This window comes from Micromonospora desertarenae (genome assembly GCF_056150265.1).
Genome location: NZ_JAXCFQ010000007.1, coordinates 204,098 through 225,106 on the forward strand (window position 1 = coordinate 204,098; position 21,009 = coordinate 225,106).

The 21,009-nt window shown below is 69.1% G+C and carries 16 protein-coding genes and 1 pseudogene; 13 read left to right on the plus strand and 4 right to left on the minus strand.

The features are described from left to right. Positions 1 to 95: 95 nt before the first annotated feature. Complete coding sequence (locus SM577_RS17200; protein WP_474587349.1) at positions 96 to 2,558, plus strand: AAA family ATPase; 2,463 nt, start codon at positions 96 to 98, stop codon at positions 2,556 to 2,558. A gap of 89 nt (positions 2,559 to 2,647) precedes the next feature. Here the strand turns inward: SM577_RS17200 and SM577_RS17205 are convergent, their stop codons facing one another. Both SM577_RS17205 and SM577_RS17210 read right to left on the minus strand, forming a co-directional pair. Continuing rightward, positions 2,648 to 3,574: an IS3 family transposase gene (locus tag SM577_RS17205; protein ID WP_474587330.1), complete on the minus strand. Its 927-nt coding sequence runs from the start codon at positions 3,572 to 3,574 to the stop codon at positions 2,648 to 2,650. Beyond that, positions 3,571 to 3,882: a transposase gene (locus tag SM577_RS17210; protein ID WP_474587331.1), complete on the minus strand. Its 312-nt coding sequence runs from the start codon at positions 3,880 to 3,882 to the stop codon at positions 3,571 to 3,573. Before SM577_RS17210 ends, SM577_RS17205 begins: the two co-directional genes overlap by 4 nt. Before the next feature lie 30 nt (positions 3,883 to 3,912). Between SM577_RS17210 and SM577_RS17215 the strand changes: the two genes are divergently transcribed. The 7 genes and pseudogenes from SM577_RS17215 (at position 3,913) to SM577_RS17245 (ending at position 9,829) form a co-directional block, all read left to right on the plus strand. Continuing rightward, the gene (locus SM577_RS17215; protein ID WP_474587350.1) at positions 3,913 to 4,305 is read left to right on the plus strand and encodes a hypothetical protein; all 393 of its coding nucleotides are present in this window, start codon (positions 3,913 to 3,915) and stop codon (positions 4,303 to 4,305) included. A gap of 105 nt (positions 4,306 to 4,410) precedes the next feature. Continuing rightward, positions 4,411 to 4,824 (plus strand): annotated as a pseudogene (locus SM577_RS17220) (NUDIX domain-containing protein); the annotation flags it as partial. 190 nt (positions 4,825 to 5,014) lie between these two features. Beyond that, complete coding sequence (locus SM577_RS17225; protein ID WP_474587351.1) at positions 5,015 to 5,986, plus strand: nucleotidyltransferase domain-containing protein; 972 nt, start codon at positions 5,015 to 5,017, stop codon at positions 5,984 to 5,986. Between the two features lie 3 nt (positions 5,987 to 5,989). Then, positions 5,990 to 6,559, plus strand: a complete 570-nt coding sequence (locus SM577_RS17230) for a hypothetical protein (RefSeq protein ID WP_474587352.1) — start codon at positions 5,990 to 5,992, stop codon at positions 6,557 to 6,559. Then, positions 6,556 to 7,842, plus strand: coding sequence for a HesA/MoeB/ThiF family protein (locus SM577_RS17235; RefSeq protein ID WP_474587353.1), 1,287 nt, complete (start codon positions 6,556 to 6,558; stop codon positions 7,840 to 7,842). The genes SM577_RS17230 and SM577_RS17235 overlap by 4 nt, the downstream gene beginning before the upstream one ends. Then, positions 7,839 to 8,351: a Mov34/MPN/PAD-1 family protein gene (locus SM577_RS17240; protein ID WP_474587354.1), complete on the plus strand. Its 513-nt coding sequence runs from the start codon at positions 7,839 to 7,841 to the stop codon at positions 8,349 to 8,351. Before SM577_RS17235 ends, SM577_RS17240 begins: the two co-directional genes overlap by 4 nt. Then, positions 8,348 to 9,829 (plus strand): SAVED domain-containing protein, encoded by a 1,482-nt coding sequence (locus tag SM577_RS17245; protein ID WP_474587355.1) that lies wholly within the window; start codon positions 8,348 to 8,350, stop codon positions 9,827 to 9,829. Before SM577_RS17240 ends, SM577_RS17245 begins: the two co-directional genes overlap by 4 nt. A gap of 292 nt (positions 9,830 to 10,121) precedes the next feature. On the opposite strand, the gene SM577_RS17250 is transcribed toward SM577_RS17245, so the two are convergent. After that, positions 10,122 to 10,556, minus strand: a complete 435-nt coding sequence (locus SM577_RS17250) for an Lrp/AsnC family transcriptional regulator (protein ID WP_474587356.1) — start codon at positions 10,554 to 10,556, stop codon at positions 10,122 to 10,124. Next, on the minus strand, positions 10,553 to 11,509 hold the full coding sequence (locus tag SM577_RS17255; RefSeq protein WP_474587357.1) for a DUF2726 domain-containing protein: 957 nt from the start codon (positions 11,507 to 11,509) through the stop codon (positions 10,553 to 10,555). The genes SM577_RS17250 and SM577_RS17255 overlap by 4 nt, the downstream gene beginning before the upstream one ends. 102 nt (positions 11,510 to 11,611) lie before the next feature. Between SM577_RS17255 and SM577_RS17260 the strand changes: the two genes are divergently transcribed. The 5 genes from SM577_RS17260 to SM577_RS17280 all read left to right on the plus strand — a co-directional run bounded on the left by SM577_RS17260 (position 11,612) and on the right by SM577_RS17280 (position 20,971). Then, on the plus strand, positions 11,612 to 12,562 hold the full coding sequence (locus SM577_RS17260) for a hypothetical protein (RefSeq protein ID WP_474587358.1): 951 nt from the start codon (positions 11,612 to 11,614) through the stop codon (positions 12,560 to 12,562). A 201-nt stretch (positions 12,563 to 12,763) separates the two neighbouring features. Then, entirely contained in the window at positions 12,764 to 14,320 is a 1,557-nt protein-coding gene (locus tag SM577_RS17265) for a DUF2397 domain-containing protein (RefSeq protein ID WP_474587359.1), read from the plus strand. After that, positions 14,317 to 15,507, plus strand: a complete 1,191-nt coding sequence (locus SM577_RS17270; protein WP_474587360.1) for a TIGR02678 family protein — start codon at positions 14,317 to 14,319, stop codon at positions 15,505 to 15,507. Before SM577_RS17265 ends, SM577_RS17270 begins: the two co-directional genes overlap by 4 nt. Continuing rightward, the gene (locus SM577_RS17275) at positions 15,507 to 19,826 is read left to right on the plus strand and encodes a TIGR02680 family protein (RefSeq protein WP_474587361.1); all 4,320 of its coding nucleotides are present in this window, start codon (positions 15,507 to 15,509) and stop codon (positions 19,824 to 19,826) included. Before SM577_RS17270 ends, SM577_RS17275 begins: the two co-directional genes overlap by 1 nt. Next, on the plus strand, positions 19,823 to 20,971 hold the full coding sequence (locus SM577_RS17280; RefSeq protein WP_474587362.1) for a TIGR02679 domain-containing protein: 1,149 nt from the start codon (positions 19,823 to 19,825) through the stop codon (positions 20,969 to 20,971). The genes SM577_RS17275 and SM577_RS17280 overlap by 4 nt, the downstream gene beginning before the upstream one ends. Positions 20,972 to 21,009 lie beyond the last annotated feature (38 nt).

Genomic DNA, 21,009 nt, shown 5'->3' on the forward strand with positions numbered 1-21,009 from the left:
TGGTACAAGTTCCAGTGTTTTCCAGCAATCACCCGTCTGAGGGGTTGTTGGTGCAGGCAACAATACTTACCGTCGGGCCTGGAAGGGAGACCCGTATGGCCCCGGACCAGTCGCTACTCGACCAGGTTTTCGACCGGTTGGCCGAGGACAACGGTTCTGGCGATCTCGTAGATCTTGTACTCGCCGCGTACGTCGGAGACGAGCAGCTTGCCGCCGTCCTCGGGGGAGACCCCGTCGAGCTGCCGACGCGGGACCCGTCGACGCGACCGCGTCCACAGCCGCTCTACCTCGAGTCGATCTCCGTCGCAGGCTTCCGAGGTGTCGGTCCACAGCAGAGCCTCCGACTGCAGCCGCACGCGGGGCTCACCCTCGTCGTGGGTCGAAACGGCTCGGGCAAGTCGAGCTATGCGGAGGCCGCTGAGCTGGCCCTGACCGGCGACAGTGCGCGCTGGGCCGACCGCAACAGCGTCTTCAAGGACGGCTGGCGAAACCTGCACTGCGGGTCGCCCTGCGAGATCGAAGTGCTGCTGCGCGCTGATGGAGCCGCAAAACCCATCCGGGTACGTCGCTCGTGGCGCGATGACCACACGGAGGCACACCAGAGCGTAGGGAACATCCTGGCCGATGACGGCAACCGCTACGGGGAGACGGCGGAGCTGGGATGGCAGCAACCACTCGAGGCATACCGGCCATTCCTCACCGCGAGCGACCTCGCTCGGCTCATCACCTCCACGCCCAGTGGGCTCTTCGACGCGTTGGCCCCGATCCTCGGCTTGGACCCGATCATCGATGCTGACAAACGGCTGATGCGGATCCGCAAGGATCTGAGTGATCAGATCGCCGCGGTCAAGTCGGCGCGGGACGCGCTGCGGGTCGCGCTCGCCGGTGTCGACGACCCGCGGGCACAGAGAGCGTGCGCGCTTCTCGCGAAGCGGGCTCCTGACCTCGATGCTCTCGACCAGCTGCTCGCCGACGCGGGCAGCGACGTCAGCGACCCGGTGGCAGTTGCGGCCCGCCGATTGGTCGCCGTAGCGCTGCCAGACCTGGCCTACGCCAGCGAGGTGGCCCACGAACTCATGGCTGTGGCAGCACAGGTTGCTGACCTCTCCGCCACCCAGGCTGGCACGGCCGACCAGGCGGCCCAGCTGCTCCGCATGGCAGTCACCTTCCACGCCGAGCACGGCGATGGCCCGTGCCCCGTCTGTGGCTCGCGAACCCTCGACGCCGACTGGCGAGCCCACGCCGGCGCCACTCTCGAGCAGCTGCAACGCGACGCTGTCGCCGTGGAGGAGGGGCACCGACGACTTCGGGATGCCCGCGCCCGGGTTTCGAGGCTGCTCGACCTCGACCGACGGATCAGCACCGACGATCTGGAGGCCTTGGCTGGCGTACTCGACCAGGCTGACATGGTGAAGCGGTTCCGTTCGCGGGCGGATGAGCTGCACCCTGTGAACGACCAGCTCTCACACGACCAGCTTGCCGGACACCTCCGGGCCACCTATCCGGCGCTGCTCGAGGCGTTCACGGAGTTGCAGGAGGCGACGAGCGCTTGGCTCCGGCAGCGCCACGACGCCTGGCGCGAGCATGCCGTCGCTCTGCAGGACTGGCTGATCCGGGCCCGGACCGCCGCCGAGAACGAGGCGAAGCTCAAGCGTGTCAACGCCGCCCGAGACTGGTTGAAGAACGCGATCACGGCGCTGCGCGACCAGCGGTTCCAGCCGTTTGCCCAGCGGTCTCAGGAGATCTGGGACGAGCTGCGGCAGGAGAGCAACGTCGAACTGAGCGGGATGCGCCTGGACGGCACCAACACCCGCCGCAAGATCTCCTTCCCCGCCAAGGTTGATGGCACCACCACCTCCGCCATGGCGGTCATGAGCCAGGGAGAGCTGCAGGCCCTCGGTCTGTCGGTGTTCCTGCCCCGTGCCTGCGCCGACGACAGCCCGTTCCGGTTCGTCATCATCGACGACCCGGTCCAGAGCATGGACCCATCGAAGGTCGACGGCCTGGCGCAGGTGCTGGCCGGCCTGGCGGAGACCCGGCAGGTCGTGGTCTTCACCCACGACAACCGACTGCCCGAGGCGGTACGCCGGTTGCGCATCGAGGCCACCATCTGGGCGGTCACCCGGCGGGACGAGTCGGTGGTGGAGATCCGGAAGAACAGCGACCCGGTCGAGCGGTACCTCAATGACGCCACCGCGATCCTCAAGGCCGAGGAACTGCCCGACAACGCCCGCTACCCGCTGGTCTCCGGGTTCTGCCGTTCAGCTCTCGAGGCCGCCTGTCATGAGCGGATCCGGCGGGAGCGGATAGCGCGCGGCGAACGACACGGCGACGTGGAGGAACTCATCGAGAAGGCACTGACGCTTAACCAGGTAACGGCCCTGGCGCTCTTCGGCGATCTGCACCGCGGTAAGGATGTGCTCGGCCGAATCAACCGCTTCGGTGGTTGGGCCGGTGATGCGTTCCAGGCCTGCAAGCAGGGCGTACATGGGCCGGGCACCTTCAATCTCGAGGTGCTGGTGCGAGACGCACGCCGACTCGCGGAGCACCTGCGATGACGGCCGGTCAGCTCGTGGCCGTCCCGCAGAACTGCCTGGAGGCTGCCGACCAGCTGCTGTGAGTTCCCCCCGCTTTGATGGAGCGGTGGTTACCTGCTGCCGGCTGGCGCAGGGGTGGCGATAGGTGGCTCGGCTGACTCGGTATGGCGGCTGTGCCAGGCGGCCTCGTACTCGTTCGGGCTGAGGTAACCCAGCTCGCGTTGGATGCGGCGGGTGTTGTACCAGCCGTCGATGTAGGCGAAGATCGCGTTCTCTGCCTCGTCGCGGGTCCGCCAGGACGTGCGGTAGACGAGTTCGATCTTCAGCGTCGACCAGAAGTTCTCCATCAGGGCGTTGTCATACGAGTCGCCGACGGAGCCCATCGACGGCAGGATCCCGTTGTCCTGTAAGCGTTCCGCGAAGCGGAAGGACGTGTAGTTCGACCCGCGGTCGCTGTGGTGGATCAACTGGCCGTCGCGGACGTCGCGGGACCAGATGCCGTATTCGAGGGCGGCGAGGATCAAGTCGGTGTCGCAGCGGTCAGACGTCTTCCACCCGACGATCCGGCGGGAAAACGCGTCGCGGACCGCAGCCAACCAGAACACGCCCTCACCGCAGGGAATGCGGGTGGCGTCGGCAACCCAGAGCCGGTTCGGCCCGTCGGCGGTGAACTGCCGGTTGACCAGATCCGGCGCCGGCGTGTGCCGGGGATCCTGCTTCGTGGAGCCGCCACGCCAGCCTCGACGCAGGAACGCACCCTGCCAGCCCTGCTCGGCCATCAGCCGCTCGATGCGCTTGCGGCCCACACGGATGCCGTCACGGCGTAGCTGCCGGTGGACCCGGTCCGCGCCGTAGGTACGCCCAGAGGTCTCCCAGATCTCGTGGATGTTGGAGATCAGCCCCAGGTCGACCACGTCCCGGTCGCAGGGCTGCTCGACCTGCTTGACCCACGCGTAGTAGGTCGAGGCGCCGATGTTCAGGACCCGTAGCAGGAGCGCGACCGCGAACTGGTCACGGTGTTCATGGACGAACCTCATGACCGTCGCCGGGTCGGGTCGAGCTCCGCCGCGAAATACGCGCTCGCGGCCTTCAGGATCTCGTTCGCCCGCCGCAACTCGGCCACTTCCTTGCGCAGCCGCCGGTTCTCGTCCGCCATCTCGCTGGTCGGCCGGTCGGTGCGCTCACCCGCGTCGGCCTCGGCTTGCCGGATCCAGTTCCGCAACGCCTCGTGATGCACGCTGAGCTGCTCGGCCAGGCGCCGGATCACCGGCTTCGGGTCCGACTCGCGATACAAGCGCACAGCGCGCTGACGTAGCTCATCGGGGTACTTCTTCGGTGCTGCCACGGACGACTTCCTCCCCACGGCCATCAGACCATGATCAAGAAGCTCCATGAAAACGGGGGTGGCTCACTGTCCAGCGTCGTACGGGGCACCCGCGGCGCCTGGCCACGAGCCTGCGCCTGGCTCCTTCGGCTCGCGCTTGAGGGCGCCATGGACGACTACTGGCGGCGCTGTCACCCGGAGGTCTTGCCGATGCGAGCCCGGTCGCCCCAGTTCCTGATCCTCGACCGCTACGCTGGCCGGTCGATCGCCGCCCGCGCCGGATACGCCTGGTCGGCGCTGTCTCGAGCAGGCCACCACCACTGCTACGAGCTTGGCCTCACTGCAGGGGAACTGCGCCGACTGCGGGAGATGGTGGCAACGATCATCAGTGACCTCGCTGCGGCACAGGGTGGGCGCGAACGGGGATCCGATGACCAGGATTGATGGGGACGTGACGATTCCCATGCACCCGGTCGACGTGTTGTTCCTGCTTGCTGACGGCGATCGTGTCCTGCTCGGTCTTCGGCAGGGACGGGGTATGCGGACGGTCGATGGGTGCTGCCGAGCGGCAAACTCGAAGCCGGTGAGGACGTGGTCACCGCAGTCGTGCGCGAGACGTCGGAGGAGATCGGCGCGTGGCTGGACCGCGGCATGGTGCGACTCGCCGCCACGGTTCATCACCGCAGCCGGGCCGGCCAGGGTCGCGTGGGCTGGTCTTCGCCGCTGCGTACGAGCCCGCATGCTACGGCCAACCGGTCAACGTCGAACCGCACAAGTGCGCGGAGATCGGATGGTTTCCGGCGTCCCGCTTGCCGACGAACGCGTACGCATCATCGGCGGCTGCCGTCGCGGCGTGGAGAGATGGCGCTGCGCTGCGCCTCAGTGGCTGCCTGTAGTGGCGACGCCCGAGTGCGTAGAGGGCGTCGTCGGGGTCAAGTAGGAGTAGATGGCCTCGCCGGGTGATGCGCACCGAGCCCGGATATCCGCCGGTGAAAGCGTGATCTCGGACTGGATGTCGTACCCCGGCGGTACGGTCGGCATCTTCGACGCGAAGTCGGGAATGGACGGCCCGCCAGCGAGGTTGGTGACCGTGGGTTACCTATGAGCCCGGCGGTCGCCCACCGATGCGATGGTTTGACCGTATAGGAGAGAGATGGGCGTAGACGAGGCGTTCGACGAGTTCCAGAAGACTGTGGACGCCGAGCGGATGCAGGTGGTGTTGGCCCGCGCTCGGCGTGACATATTCAAGGAGGCGTTCGAGGCCGAGAGTGACGTCGCGGAGGTGTTCGGGTCGGGTTCGCTGCGCCGCAGCACACAACTCAAGCCGATCCACGACGTGGACCTGGTGGTCGTGTACGCGGAGGATGACCACCCGGATTGGGGCCAGTCCGGCGACTCGGCTGAGGAGGCCCTGGACTACACGCGGGGGCGGGTCAACGCGTTGCTGGGGGCGACCAACGGCACCGTCGACAAGTTGGTCCGGCTGGCGCGCTGGCGCAACCACGCGGTGAAGTGCTTCATCGACGACCCGGATGACCCGGAGGCATTCACCGTCGACACGATGCCGGCGCTTCGGCAGGCCGATGGCACGCTGCTGATCCCGGAGGCGCTGTCCCAGACGTGGGTGACCGCGGACCCGGAAGACCTGATCCGGCGCGTGGAGGACCACCAGGCGGACTGGGCGTACTTTCGGCCGATCGTGCGCGTCCTCAAGGACTGGCGTCGCTCCGTGAAGGTCGATGGCAAGATCAAGTCGCTGCTGATCGAGGTCCTGGCTTTCGAATGCATGCCCCGCTCCGGGAGCCGCGCGGAGGCGTTGCGGGCGTTCTTCACCGCCGCGGCGGTGCGGGTGAACACGCCGATCGAGGACCCGGCGGGCCACTGCGGCCTGATCCAGCCGGACCTGGACAAGGTCGGCCTTCGGACCGCGCTGGAGGAGGCGTCGGAGATTGCCACACGCGCGTGCGAACATGCGGTGGCCGGCGACACGGACGACGCGCTGCGGGCCTGGCAGGAGATCTTCGGCGAGGACTTCCCGGCACCGGCGAAGACGAAGGTCAGCCCGGCCGTGACCGGACCGGCGCTCATCCTGCCCCGGCCGATTAAGGACGCCCCGCAGGGCTGACCGATGACATCTGACGACGGCGGCGCGGTGACGTGGTGGCAGTGCGAGCCGCGCCGGCTCGCTCGCGATAAGACCGAGGTCAGCGAACGGTTTCCCGGATTGCGATGGTTTGACCAGGGTGCGGGCGGATGGATCGGGCGGCTGCCTCGGTGGCCGTTCGACCGGCCGGAGCCCGCCGCACTACGGGCGCTGATCGGCGAGGAGGGCCTGCAGGTCGGTCTCCTGTACGGGCACGCCTACCCAATGGTCGCGCCGTTGATCTACCCGCAGGACCCGGAACCGGGGATCGCCGAGCGAACGGACCACAAGTGGCACGTCAACGGCGATGGCAGCCTGTGCTTGTTACAGGACGACGCGACCTGGAACGGCAGCGGCTCGGTGGTTGACCTGCTGCTGAAGGCGGCTGGCTGGCGGGTGGAGTACGCGCTGATGAAGGCCGGCGTGATCGAGGCGATGACCCTGCACGGCATCGTCGACGACGCGCAGTCCGACCACCTGATCGCGGTGGCGGCCGAGGCCATCGAGGATTCTGGTGACCAACAGGCAGAGCGTGAACCGGACGGCGCTTCGTGAACCGGCTCCTGGTCCTGGTCCCGCGCGAGGGCGTTGACCGGCTGCGTGCCGCAGGCAGCCACGGAAGTGCGACCTTCAGGGTCTCCGATGCCGAGAACGTCGGCTACCTGTGCGCGATCTCGGTGAAGGAGGGGCTGACGCTCCCGGTGGAGATGTCACCGCGTACGCATTTCCTCAACTTCGGAGATCCGCGCCCGAGCGGCTACTGGTTTCGGGTGGCCACCGACCTGCACGTCGCGTGGGAATACGGGCGGCACCGTTGCGGCGTGCTGCCGGTGCCCGCGTTCGCCGAACTGGTGCCGTCCGGCTTCAAGCAGCCGGGTGGCGGGAGCGGCTACATCGCGCTCACCTATGCGCCCAACGCGGAGATCGACCATCCGGGGGCCGGGATCGCCGAGTTCGCGGCCTGGCTCGTGACCGCCGACGGCGTAAAACCCTTGGACGTGGCGTGCGAACCGCAGGTCGTCGGCAACGCGCAACTCGCCCCTCAGTGGCCGGTCGACCCGCTGGCCGCAGCAACGGTAACGGTCGTCGGGACCGGCAGCATCGGCGGCGCTACGGTGCACGCCCTCGCCGATTACGGCGTAGGCCGGCTGGTGCTCGTCGACCCGGACCGCCTGCTGTGGCACAACCTCGTGCGTCACGTCAGCGGCCCGGCGCAGGTCGGCAAGATGAAGGTCTTCGCCCTCCGCGACGACCTTGAAAAACTGCGGCCCGACACTCACATCGAGCCGCACGCTCTCGACGTCATCCGCGACGCCGACAAGGTTCGACCGCTGCTGGCCCGCAGCGACCTCGTCGTGTGCACCGCCGACGGTGTCGCCCCGCGCCGGGTCGTCAGCCACCTGGCCCGCCGCGCCGGGCTGGAGGCCGTACTCGCCTGCGTGCTGGAAGACGGCGGGATCGGTGAGATCCTGCGGCTACGGCCGTGGCCGGACCGGGGCTGCCTGGTCTGCCAACGGCAGGCTCTCACCGACGCCGGAGCGATCGATCCCGAGCCCGCCCTGGACGCAGGCTACGGCACCGGCACCCGCCACCGGCCTATGACCGCGGTCGGGTCGGACCTCCACCTGGTCGGCCAACTCGCCGCCAAGGCCGCCGTCGCCACGCTCCTGGAATGTGCAGGCCACCCGGACCAGCGGCTGCCCGGCGATCACGGACTGCTCGCGCTCCGCCCGAAACCAGGCTGGCCGCCGCCGTTCGACCTGGCCCGCGCCGGAGAACTGCGCTGGCTGGACGCTCGCCCGCCCGTATCCGGCTGCCCGACCTGCGAGGAACCGTGACGGTCGAGTCGCCCGTCCAGCGTGTTCATCTCACCGCCGCCGCCCACGCCGTCATCAGGCAGGAATGCACTCGCTCCCAGGACGGTAACGAGACCGGCGGCATCCTGCTCGGCCACGTCCACGACGGCGTGGCGGAAATCCGGGTCGCCGGCGGCCCCGGGCCGACGGCCGTGCGGCAGCCTGCCTTCTTCCTCCGCGACCTCGGCCACGCCCAGCAACTCGCGCACGACGCCTTCACCCGCGATGGCAGCATCTGGGTCGGCGACTGGCACACCCACCTCGCCGCCGCCCCGGTCCCGAGCGAACGCGACCTCGCCACATACGCGCGGCTGCTCGCGGACCCCGACCTCGGCTTCGAGACCGTCATCGCGATCATCGCCGTCGCGAACCCCCAGTGGGACCGGCCAGCGGCATACGCATGGGCTTGCTTCGGCAACCACGCGGTCGCCGTCCCCCTGGTCCTGGTCACCGACGACCAACGCCCGACCTCAACGGAGGACCACCGATGACCTCGCCCGAACCCGAACCTGCCGCTGGCTCGCTGTCCCGTGTCGGAGCATTGCGATCCGGGTTCTACTACCAGGACCTCATCGCCTGGTCAGCCGCCCTGCGCGTCCTCCAGCCCAACGCCGGGTACAACCAACTGGAGATCGAAGTCAACGGGGCCGGCAACGTGGACGACGTCATCCTGCGCGCCATCGCCGACCGTCACCGCTACGCGCAGGTGAAGTGGGCGGCCAAGACCGCCGACCTCATCAACGATGGCTACCTGACCGGCGTGCCGAAGAAGGGCAAGTCGCTGCTGCAAAAGTTCCACGGAAGTTGGAAACTGCTGCGTGACCGAGACGACGTCCCGCCGAGCATGGAACTGACCACCAACCGCGCTCTCGACCCGACCGATCCGCTGCTGAGCCTCGTCGACGGACGCTCCGACTGCCTCAACCCGGCGGCACGCCTCGCAAGTCCTACCTCTCCGGAGGGGCTCCGCATCGATGAATGGGCGAGCCACCTGCAATGCGATCGCGATGACGTGCTCGCGATGCTCGACGGACTCGTGTTCAAGGTCGGCCTGACCGTCAGCAGTGAGAAGGATCGCGCACAGGCACTCATGCTCGCCAACGGACTTCAAGCCGACAACGAGGCCCTTGACCGCGGTGTTGCCCTCATCGACAAATGGGTACGCGAAGGCAGGCGAATCCTCACTCGCGAGGACATCCGCAAGGAGGTGGAGCGAGTGAACCTGCGCGCCGACGACCCTCGCGCCGTACTTCTCGTCCAGGCGATCAAGCGCGAACCGCACCCCGACGACGCCACCGTCGTCCTCGACTGGGTCGACCTGTACGACGGCGACACGCCACCGCTGCGACGCCAACCACGCGACCCAGCCGACTGGGCGACCATTAGCAACGACATCGACCAAGCCGTCGACACCCTCACCGCCCAGGGCAACAACGACATCGTCCTACGCGGCTTCATGCGCCAGGCCACCTTCTTCACCGTCGGCGCACGCCTCGCCCAGGTCAGCGGCACCACCATCACCTACCTGCAGAACGGCGTTGCCTGGACGTCGAACGCGAAACACGTACCGGTCTCCGCCCCCGACGGTGTCACGACCACTGTCGGCAACGGCAACGAACTGGCCGTGGCCATAGGCATGAGCGTCGACCCGACGACCGCGGTCTCCCGATACGTCACCGACGCGAACCTCCCGATCGACAGGATTCTCACTCTGCTGCCCGCCGACGGCGCACACGATCAGTCCGTCGCCGGCGCCGGCGAGGCCGTCGCCTATGCCCAGGCGCTACGCAACGCTATCCGCCAAGACCTCGAATGCAAGCCCGCCGCTCGTGTCCACATCTTCCTCGCCGGGCCCGGCGGCCTTGCGCTTCTGCTCGGACACCGGTGGAACCGGGTTGCCCAGACAACGGTCTATGAAGACCTTGGCGCTGGGCGCGGCTACGTCCCGGCGTTCGAGGTCGACGCCTAACTGGCGGTCGGCGGACTCCGCTGGTGCATCGGCAGCCCGGGGCATCAAACTCGCAGTCCGCTACGAAGCCACCATCCACCTCGCCGCCATCAACGAGTGGTTGTGACCGACTTCGACGGGCCCTGGCAGACCAAAGACCTGACGGAGGTGTCCGAGTGTTTGACCGGCTGGACCGCGGCGGGGATCGAGGGCGTCTTGTAGGCATGATGCGGTTGACCGCTCGACCGCTGCCTTGGATCGCCGGCAGGCATACCCAACTGGGGTCCGCGAAGCCGTGCGCCGACCTGGGTGGTTACCGTGCGGGTTTGATCAGTTTCATGGTCATGCGGGACTCGGCTCGGGCGATTGCGGGGGCTCCGAGCAGCTGGGTGGTCAGCCAGCGTTCGTAGGCGTCCATGTCGGCGATTTGGACGCGGATCAGGTAGTCCGGGATACCGAACATACGGCGCAGCTCCACGACCTCGTCCATCGCGGCGATGCGCTGTGCGAACGCCTCCACCGCGGTAAACGCCATCGGCCCCAGGTCGACGCGGAGGAGGACCTCGAACCCGCGTCCCAGTTTGGCCGGGTCGACGACGCCGTATAACCGGTGATGACCCCTTCGGCCTCCAGGCGGCGTACCCGTCGTAGGCAGGCGCGGTAGCGAGGTCTTCGCTGTCGCCACCGCGCACCGGTACCCGTGGTGCGCGGTGGCGAACGGAACGGACTTGTCGGGGTCGAGGCTCACCCGGGCCTGTTAGACCGAATCCCCTGGAACCGGGTCGTGATCTTTATCGGCACGGGGCCACCGGGTTCCAAGGCGCCGCTTGTCTCTGATCTGCGTAAGCCACCCGCATCGATCGCCTGCTGCACTTCGACCATGTGCTTGCGCAGCGTACGGCCGTCGCACGCCACAGGCTCTCCGACCATCCACCCACGAGCAAGGTCGGCCATGTCGACCATAACGAGTTGGCTGGCCAGCTCGCTCGCGGAGATGCCCTGGAACCGGAAGTCACGGACCCGGGCTCGCGCGACAAGGTAGCGGTTGCGGGCAACCGCCATCCAGGCGTGCGACTGGATGGCGCCGGTCGCCGGGTCCCGCGTCCCGAACATGTCAGGAGCGTGCGACGGGATCCGGCCGGCGTCACACGCTTCGTCCAGCATCACTCGTGCTTGCTGGTCGAGCGCGTTCACGTCGAACCCACCGCTGCCGTTCGGGATGCAAAACATGAACGGCACGTACGGCTCATCCAAGGGAATGATGCCCGAGGCCTGCGCCGCGGCGAACGCCTCAGACAGGTAGAACGTCTCTACCGCGTAGTTGAGCACGGTCCAGCGGCCACGCCTTCTCGTGAAGTCGCTGGTGATCCGCAGCAGCGGTAGGCCGGCCCATTCGGCCAGCTGGTCCTTGACGATGTCCCGGCGTCGGGTTTCCGGGTCAGTCCAGTGATGCGCGCCGTCGAGTTCGACGGCGAACTTCGGCGCGGAGGTCTCAGCGTCGACCATCACGAAGTCGAAGTGCTGGGCCAGTCCTGTCCATCGGGCGTTTCCGGGCCACGAGTCGACGTCGATGACGTCGGCGACGCGCACCTTCGGCAGTAAGCGGTCGCCGTTCTCGGCGGCGATGGTACTCAGCAGACGGTCGGTGATCTTTTCGTATCGATTCACCAGCACAGCGCGCAGCCGCCCTTGCTCGTTCACGGTCCTTGCATAGCAGAGACCGAGGGGTGAGTGGTGGCCTGCTCGTGTCGACGTTTGCCGAGCGGCTTGGGTTTCCGGCGGTGACCGCTCTAGTCTGCAGCGATGACTGACCGTGTCCGTCCGGTGGATCTCGTCCTTGCCATCGCCGAGACATTGCACCAGGTTCACCATCAGGAGCTGCCGGAGGTGTGCGAGAGGTACGGCTTGGAGCCTGGCACTCCGAGTGAGGCGTATGACGGTAAGAAGTGGTATGTCCGTCGACGCATCAAGTCGTGGGAGTTGCACCGCCTGGTTGTGCTGGGTGGGCGCGTTCTCGACGACTACCGCTCGGAAGAGCTTGAGGAGCTGATGCGTCGGTGCGGCACTCGCGGCGTGGCCGGCGACTTCAAGAATCTGATCTTCGGAGCGAATGGACCTAAGCCCGAACTCGTACTCCGCGATGCGGTCAACAATCAGGTCGAGATCGTCAAGAACGCGCAATACTGCCTGGTCTACGACCGTGTTCTGCCCAACGAAGGCCTCAGCTGGGCGGCCTTGGTCCGCTGGTGGAGCGAGAGTCAGGGCCGCCCGACCGACGACCTGGTCCATCCCGGACGCCTGCTGTACGCGCGGCTCGCGGAATCTCTGGACCCCAAGTCGCCGCCGGAGCAGTTGTTCTTCAAGGAGTACTGCGCGCTGTACGGCACCCATCCGATCGACAAGATCCCGGCGCTGATCCCCCAGGTTTACCTGCACTACGACCCGTACACCGCTCGGGAGCGACGGACTCCGGGCCCGTTGCCACGCCAGCGCATGGACTTTCTTCTGCTGCTGCCTCAGAGCCAGCGTGTAGTCATCGAGATCGACGGCAAGCAGCACTACTGCGATGACGAAGGACGTCCTAGCCCTCGCAAATATGCCGAGATGATGGCCGAGGACCGGCGGTTGCGCCTGGCTGGCTACGAGGTCTTCCGGTTCGGCGCAGCAGAACTCGCCGCCGATCCTCGTACCGCGACCGCGGCGGTCCGCGCTTTCATCACCGAGTTGTTCCCGCGATATCACCTTGGCCTGTAACCCAACCGTGCGTGCCGTGGTGTCCGCCGTGGCACGGGTGACCTCTGCGGCTGCGCTGGTGACGGCCCGGTCACCCGGCGGGATACCGGCTGGTCAAGGTGTCGGACGGTCCGCATATGCTGCGGGGCCCGGGCGGGACGGCGCTGTCGTGTGAAGCGCTCGGGAGACAGGGAATGGTCCAGCGCTGAGAGGGGTTGGCGGGTGCGGCGAACGGGTCCGGAGGAGGACGTCGCCGGCGCGGATGCGTGGCAGTTGGGCGGGATGCCCGGCGGCCTGCTGCAGGCCAGCTATCTGACGCCGGGCAGGTACGCCGCCCAGTATCGGGCGATCGTCGACGTGTTGCTCGCGCAGCAGCAGCACACCCTGACCGGTGTCGCCGCCACGGATCTTCCCGACCTCATCCGGGCGCATCTGGCCGCCTCGGGTGCGGACCCCGCCCTGGTCGACGAGGCCGGGTTTGACCTGCCGGCGCGGATGACAAGCCTGGAGCGGTGGGGTGTCGTCGACCGGTTCCAGGACCGGGCGCTGCGGGACGCGGACTTCATCCGAAACTTGGACCGGTTCCAGCTGACCGAGATCGCCGCGCAGCTGCATCAGGCGGTCACGAGTCTCGGGCAGGACGCCGCTTCGGCGGCCGCGGCCACGCTGGCGCCTGGCGTGTTGACCGCGAACCTGACGCAGCTGCGTGATCTCGCCGAATCGGATCCGGGCGAGGCGGCGAATGCCTGGTCGATCATCTTGAATACCCACCAGTCGATGGCGCGGGCCGCGGCCGGGTGGCAGGCCCGGCTGGCGTCCGCATTGGCCGGCACCCCGACCGTCGACAAAATCACGGTGGTGCAGGAGACCCTGCGCCGGTACGTCGACATGTGGGGGGCCGGCGTCGACGTGCATTCGGAGACGATCACCCGCCGGGTGAACGAACTGGGTGCGGTCTCGGATGGGGTGTGGCGGGCGGTCGCGGCGCGCATGCTCGGGCCGAACGCCGACGACTCGGCGATCGTGGACCTGGTCGGGACGTACCGGCAAACCTTGGAGACGCTACGTTCCTGGTTCGATGGCCCGGACTGTCAGGCCCGGCGGCTGCGGCGGCAGATGCGCGACACGATCGGTCCGCTGTTGCGTGGGCAGCGGACTCTGGCTGCAGTCGGTGGGCACATGTCGCGGCGTGCCGAGCTGCTCGCTTTGGCGGCCCGGGTCGAGGCCGCTGGCGATGACGAGGCGGGCTGGCAGGTGTGGTGCAACGCGACCGGCCTGTACGCGGCCCGGCACTTGCCAGGGGCGGCGCCGGCGCCGGCCGGTAACCCGTCCGCATCGTCGTGGTGGGAGTCCGACACGGTGCCGGTCGAAGCCCGGCTGCGTAAGCAGGGCCCGCGCGGCACGACCGGGACGCCGGCGCGGCTGGCCGACAACACCGGCAACCGGAAGATCGCGCGGGCGAACGCGGTGGCGCAGCAGTCCTTGGCGGCGCAGACCGAGGCGGCGGTCGTGGCCCGCTCGGGGATGCGGTTGTCGGACTGGCCGCCGATCTCGGAGGCGGAGACCACGCTGCTGCTGCAGTTCCTGACCGCGATACTGCGGGGCAGATCAACGGCGTCCGGGACGCGGACCGCGACGACCGGGGACGGCCGCTGGTCGTTGCGGACCGAACCGGTTCCCGGCGGCGCGGACGTGGTGATCCACACACCGGCGGGCCGGCTCGTGCACCCGGATCTGATCTTGCACATCTCCGCCACCACGACCGGGAGCTTCGGATGAGCGCCAGAACGTCGGAGCAGCACGTCGCTGCGCAGCACGCGTTCGTCGGCCTGCTCGCCCAGCCGATGATCACCCCGGCCACGAATCGGGAGTTGTTCCGGCTGGTGGTTCGCCATCAGCAGCCGCTGTCGGAGGCGGCGCGCCGGCTCGGGTACCGGATCCAGCGGGTTGGTCAGGCGGCCCGGCTGATCCGGGTACCGGTTGGCGGAACGGCGACCGTTCCGCCGCGGCCGTCGGACGCCCCGTCTCGGCGGCTGCTGGCGCTGATGTGCCTGATCGCGGCGTGCTGCGAGGAGGTGTCCGGGACGGTCACCCTGCAGCGGTTGTCCGACATGGTCCGTGATGTGTGCGCCGCACCCGGCGTGCAGGTGTCGCCCTACGACCCGGACATCAAGTCCGAGCGCCGGCAATTGCGGGACGCAGCGGCGCTGCTGGCCCGCTGGGGTGTGCTGAACCGGCGGACCAGCGACGAGAAGATGTTGGAGGAATGGACTGAGGACGGGTCCGGCCCCGGCGCCGGCTACGAAGTCGACCGGGACGCGCTGCTGCTGATGACCAGCCCAGACGTGCTCGCCGCCGCGTTGCAGCCGGAACCAGCGGACGCGGACGCGACCCGCACGATCCGGCTGCTGCGGGCCCTGGTCGAAACCCCGACAGTGCTCTACGCCGACCTCGACCCGACCGACGCGGACACGCTGCGCCGGCACCGGTCCCGATACGCCGGCTATCTGGCGCAGATGACCGGCGGTGCGATCGAGGCCCGGCAGGAAGGGATCCTCTTGGTCCTGCGCGACGGCGACGGCCGTCCGCCGACGGTCGCCGATTGGCCGCGGGCGAGAGCCGCGGACTGGGTCGCGCTGCTCGCCGCGGATCAGGCCGGCCGCGACGGCGTCCGCCACGACGACGGCACGGTCCACCTGACTCGGGTCCTGGTCGACGAGTTGATCGACGACTTGATCCGGTCGCGGGGTGCGTACATGAACGACCGGCAGAAAGCCGACCCGCAGGTCGTCCTCGACGACGCGCAGCGGGTCCTGACCGAGCTCGGCCTGCTGCGGGTCACCGGTGACGGCGGCTGGGTGCTGCTGCCGCCCGCCGCCCGCTACCGCGACCCAGACGTCCTCTATCCCGAAACCACCAGCCGCACCTCGTCCGCCGCTGACCTGACCGTTGTGGGGATTGCCTGATGACCGCCCTCGCCGGCCCGACCGTACCGTCACCGGGCCCGCACCTGTCCGACGCCCAACTCGCCGGATGGCGCGACGCCGTCGCCCACGGCCGGCTGCCGGATCCGGTCCGCGACCGGTGGCAGATCCTACGGGCCGGGGTCATCGGTTTGTGGGAGTTCGACGTCGCCGAGTACGTGTTCGCTGATGGCCGCGCCCAGTTCGTCGGCGCGAACCAGTCCGGCAAGTCGACGCTGATGACGTTGACGACGCTGATCATGCTCGCGGGCAACCTCGAACGGCAGAACATCGACACCTTCGGTGACTCCGGCAAAGACTTCCGGTACTACGTCGAGCCGTCCGGCAACGACCAGGACCGCCGCGACGACTCCGCGACCGCGCATCGCGGCTGGGCGTGGGTCGAGTACGGCCGGATCCGTGACGAAGGTACCTCGGAGTTCTTCACCACGCTGCTATACGCGCAGGCCAAACGGGGCGTGTCGCAGCTGACCCGCACCTGGATGATCTGCCACGGCACCGCCCGGGTCCGCGCCGGCCTCGACCTGGTGAGCGGGCAGGCGGTCACCGAACCGAAACACCTCGACGGCATCGACGGAGTCCAGGTCTTTCCCACCGGCACGCACTATCGGCGCAAGCTGACCACCGCACTGTTCGGGTTCACCGATGAAGACCGGTACGCGACCGTGCTCGAGCTGCTCAAGACGCTGCGGACCCCGCATCTGGGGCAGAAGCTGAACCCGGACTGGTTCACCAACCAGATCCGCTCGGCATTGCCGCCGCTGGCCCGCGACGAGATCGAGGGGCTCGCCTCTGGCTGGCAGCAGGTCGAGCAGGTCGGCGCCGACCGCACCGACGCCGAGGAGGCCCGGTCCGCGATCGTGGACTACGTCGCCAAGGCGTGGCGGCCGTGGGCGGACGCCGTGCTGCGCCAGCACGCCGACGCCCTCGCCGAAGCCGACGCCGCGCTAAGCACGGCGTCGGCGGCCGTGGACGCCGCCGCCGCGACGCTGGATCAGGCCCGGCAGGCTCTCAACGCCGAGTCGACCAAGACCCAGCAGCTCACTAACGCCGCCGAGCGTAGTCGCGCAGCGCATCGGCAGCTGCTGGAGTCCGCGGCGTACAAGAGCGCGACCGGCCGGGCCGAAGCCGCGACGTTCGCCCGCCGCGCCGCCAACCAAGCCGCCACCCGCGCCAATGACGCCGCGGCAGCGCTGGTCACGCTGCGCAGCCTGCACGAGCGGGCGCTGGCCAAGCAGACCGAGGCGCAAGCGGACCTGGAGACCGCCCGCGCCGGCTACCAGGCGGCGGTGACCGCCACCGTCACCGCCGCCGGCACGGCGATGCTCGGGGACCTCGCGGCCCAATGGGCCGCCGACGCGGATACTGCCCGGCTGGACGCGGCCGTTGCCGCTCGCAGGACCGCAGTAGCCATCCTGCGGAACCTGCTGCGGGAGATGACCAAGCTGGCTGCGAAGTACCGGACAGCCGACGACCTGGCGAGCGCCGCAGAAGCGGAGCTCAACACCCGTAACGCCGATGCCGAGTCCGCCGCCGGCAGGCTCAGCGACGCGGTACAGCAGCTGTCCGACGACATGGAACGGTGGGCCGCCGCCCTGACCGGACCCGCACCGGAGCCGGCCCTTCGGCAGCGGTGGCTCGAGCAGGTTACGACGGAGTCGATCGCCGCGAGCCCGCGTCAGGTGCTGCAGCAGCTGCTGATGCGGGACTGGCTCACCCCGGCCGTCGACCCACGGACCATCCGAGTCGCGCAGCTGCGCACCGAAGCCGAACAACAGCAGTCCGCGGCGACGGCCGCTGACCGGGAAGCCGACGAGCTGGCGATGCACGGTGACCCGGTCCCGCCGGCTCCGGCCGGCTGGACCCGCCGCCCGCGGCCACCGTTCCCGTCCGCAGACGGGGCGCCGCTGTGGCGGCTGGTCGACCCGGCCGACGGGGTCGAGCGGGACGTGCTGGACCAGGTTGAGGCCGCTCTGACCGCCGCGGGCCTGCTCGACGCGTGGGTCACCGTCGACGGGGTGTACACCGCCGGCCGCGACGGCACGGACGTGGTCGCCACGAGCCTGCCCGCGGCGACTGGTCCGGCACTGTCGACGGTGCTCGTCCCGGCCGGCGACAGCGGCCCGCTGACCGCGACGATCACGGCGATCCTCGACGGGATCGGGTTCACCCCGGCCGGGCAGCCGCACGCCAACGCTGTTGCGGTCGCCGTCGACGGCCGCTGGCAGACCCCAACCGCAGCCGGGCAAGCGGGTCCGGCCGAACACGGCGCCGAGCTGATCGGCGCCGCCGCCCGCGCGGCCGCCCGGCAACGCCGGATCACCGAGTTGCACGAGCTGGCCGAGCAGCACCGCGCCCGGGCCGATGACGCGAACCAGGCCGCGGACACCCTGGTCGATGAGATCGCCGCGCTGCGAGCTAGGGCGGAGCAAGCGCCGTCGGACGGTGACGTGGTCGCCGCCGCATTGGCGTTGACGGCCGCCAACCGCGAACGTGACACCGCCCAGCGCAAGCACGTGGCCCTGGCTGGCAAGGCCGACGCCGCCCGCCAGGTGTGGGAGACCGCGACCGCGGACGCGACCGCCCACGCGCTCGAACACCGGCTGCCGAACTCCGACGAGCACCTCGACGCCGTCACCGAAGCGCTCGACAATGCCGCAGCCGCGATCGGCCGGCTCCGGCTCGCCGGCCAGGGCCGCGACAGCGCCGAGCAGGCCAGCGCCGCAGCGGAATCGAAGACCACCGAGTCCGAAGCCCAACTTGACGCCGGCGTCGAGGCGGAGCAGACCGCAGCGGCCGAGGCGGCACTGCTCGACGAGCGAGCCACCGAGGCGGAGAAGGCTGTCGCGCGCGGCGACCAGGAGTTGTTCGACCGGGCCGCCGAACTCGATCGTGAGTCCGACGCACTCAAATCGGCGATCGCCGCCTCCCACCGTGACGGTCTCGCCCTGGCCGGGGCCGCCGCGACCGCGCAGAGCGACTGGGAGCAACGCTGCCGGGAGCAGACCACCGCCGAACAGGATCGCGCCGCCGCCGTCGTCAGCTGGTGGATTCCGGTCGACGCGGGGCTCGCCGCGGCTCGCAACCTGCCCGAGCCGTGCGGGCGCACCATCGACGACGCGTTGCAGCAGGCCCGCACCGCGATCGCCGACCTGCGGCCGGCGAGCTGGCCGGCGACGCGCACCGGACGCGAGGACCGGGTCCGGCAGGTGACCGCCCGGCTGTTCGCCGGCCCCTACACCGAGCTGCAGACCAGCCTCGAAGCCAAAGGCGGCCGCGCCGTGCATGCCGCCGAAGCCGACGACGCCCGGCCACTGCCGGAGATCACCATGGTGGTGGAAGCCTCCGGCAAGCAACTCACCCCGGCCGCGGCGATCGCGCACCTCGACGACCAAATCGCGAAGCTGTCCGCGACCCACGACGAGAAGCTGCACCAGATGTACGCGCAGATTCTGTCATCGACATTCATAAACCACCTGCGCGACCGTCTCAAGCGTGTCCTGAGCCTGCTGAGCACCGTCAACGACGTCCTCGAACGGCACCCGACCGGAGCGAACCGAACCACGCTGCGGCTGCGCCGGCATCCCCGCAACGAACAGCAGGCCGGCTATAAGATCTTGCGCGCCCTAGAGTCCGGCAGCTTCGAATCCGACGCTGCGCAGGAGCAATTGCAGGCTTTCCTCATCGAACGGCTCCAGCAGGTTCAGGAAGCCGGCCTGCCCGGAGTCGACGACTGGACCGACCGGCTCGCCACCCTGCTCGACTACCGTGATTGGTTCGACGTCGTGTGCGAGTTTCGGGTCGGGACCGCCCCCGACCCGAAATGGAAACCGCTGACGAAACAGGTCCACGCGGTCGACTCCGGCGGCGGTAAGGTCGTCACGCTGATGCAGCCGTTGCTGGCCACCCTCGTCGCACTGTACTCCGACAATCCGGCCGGGCCCCGCCCGCTGTGGCTCGACGAGGCGTTTGAAGGCGTCGATCCCAACAACCGGGCGATCATGCTGCGGATGCTGTGCGACTTCGACCTTGACTTCCTGCTCGCCGGCCCCGGCGCCCTCGTCGCCGCGGCCCAGGTCCCCGCCGCCGCGATCTGGACCATTACCCGGGCGCCGGCGCCGCTACCCGGCGTCGACCTGTCCCTGATGCTGTGGGCCGGGAACGCGCTGCAGGTCGTGCCGGTCGCCGATACCGCCGCGCCGCTGCTGGCCACCCCGCGACCAGCCGAACAGGACGGACCGGACCTACTATCCACGCTTACTGCCGATCTTGGGGCCACCGGCAGCGAGGAGATGCGGTGAGCGCGGCTGCGGACCGATGGGCCGCCCTGCCCGGCCCGACGAAAATCCTCGCCGCCGCCCGAGAACTGCTGGAGAACGGCAAGACCGGACCCGGCGTCACCGTCCGGGCCACCCTTGACGCGGTTGAACGCGACCAGGTCGGACGGATCCTCGGGATGTCCTGGGAAGCTTCCACTGCTCCGGTCACCCTCGGCCGGCTACGCAAAGCCCTGCACGGCCTGAACGACACCCTGGAAGACCTCCTCGTCCGGCTTGGCGGCCCGCTCGACGACCGGGTCGCCAAACGCGAACTAGATCGGCAAGCCGCCCGGGACCATCTCAACAACGCCTACGCCGTCCTGACTAGCGCGGGCATCCCGGAGCATGCGGTCGCACTCGCGCGCACCCGGCGCTGGCTCGAGCACACGAGCCCCGATCTGGCCGACAGCCGTGCCCAGGCTCTAGCCATGCTGTGGCAGCACCTGCCCGCCGCCGACCGCCCGCTGCCGGAGCTCGCGAACTCGCTGTTCGGCAATCCGCACCATCTCGACCGCGACGCCGACCTCGGCCGGCTCGCCGCCCGCCTGCTCGCCGCCGCACACACCACGGATCCCGGCGCCGCAGCGGCTGCGGCCGGCAACGCGTTGAGCGCCGACGCGTGGCGGCAGTTGTGGGCGAGCGTCGGCGTCAGCTGTGACGAAGTCTCGGCGACTGTCCTCGTCCTCAACCTGCCTCTGGCCGGCTCCGGTGCAGCAGCGGCAATCGCCGCCGCAGCCGCCGAGACCGGTGAGCCAGTCTGGCTGACCGCCCGGTCGCTGCGCCGCGGGTGGGAACCCGGACCCGGCCTTCACACCGTCCGGGTGTGCGAGAACCCGGTCGTGGTCGAAACTGCGGCGGCACGGCTAGGCCCCCACGCTCTGCCGCTGATCTGCGTGTACGGGCGCCCGTCGATCGCGGCATGGCTGCTACTGGAGGGTCTGACCACCGCCGGGGTCCGTCTGCTGATGACCTGTGACCGCGACACCGCCGGGCAGCGGTTCCTCACCGAACTCCTGCGCCTGCCCGGCGCGGTCGAATGGCTGGCCGAGGCTGACGGTGTCTACGAGGAATCGAGGCTACCGGATCTGCTGGCCGACCTCACCCCTGCACCGCTGGCAGGTACCTGATCGGGTACCCAGTTCAGGGTAAGGGTCACCCTGGCCGC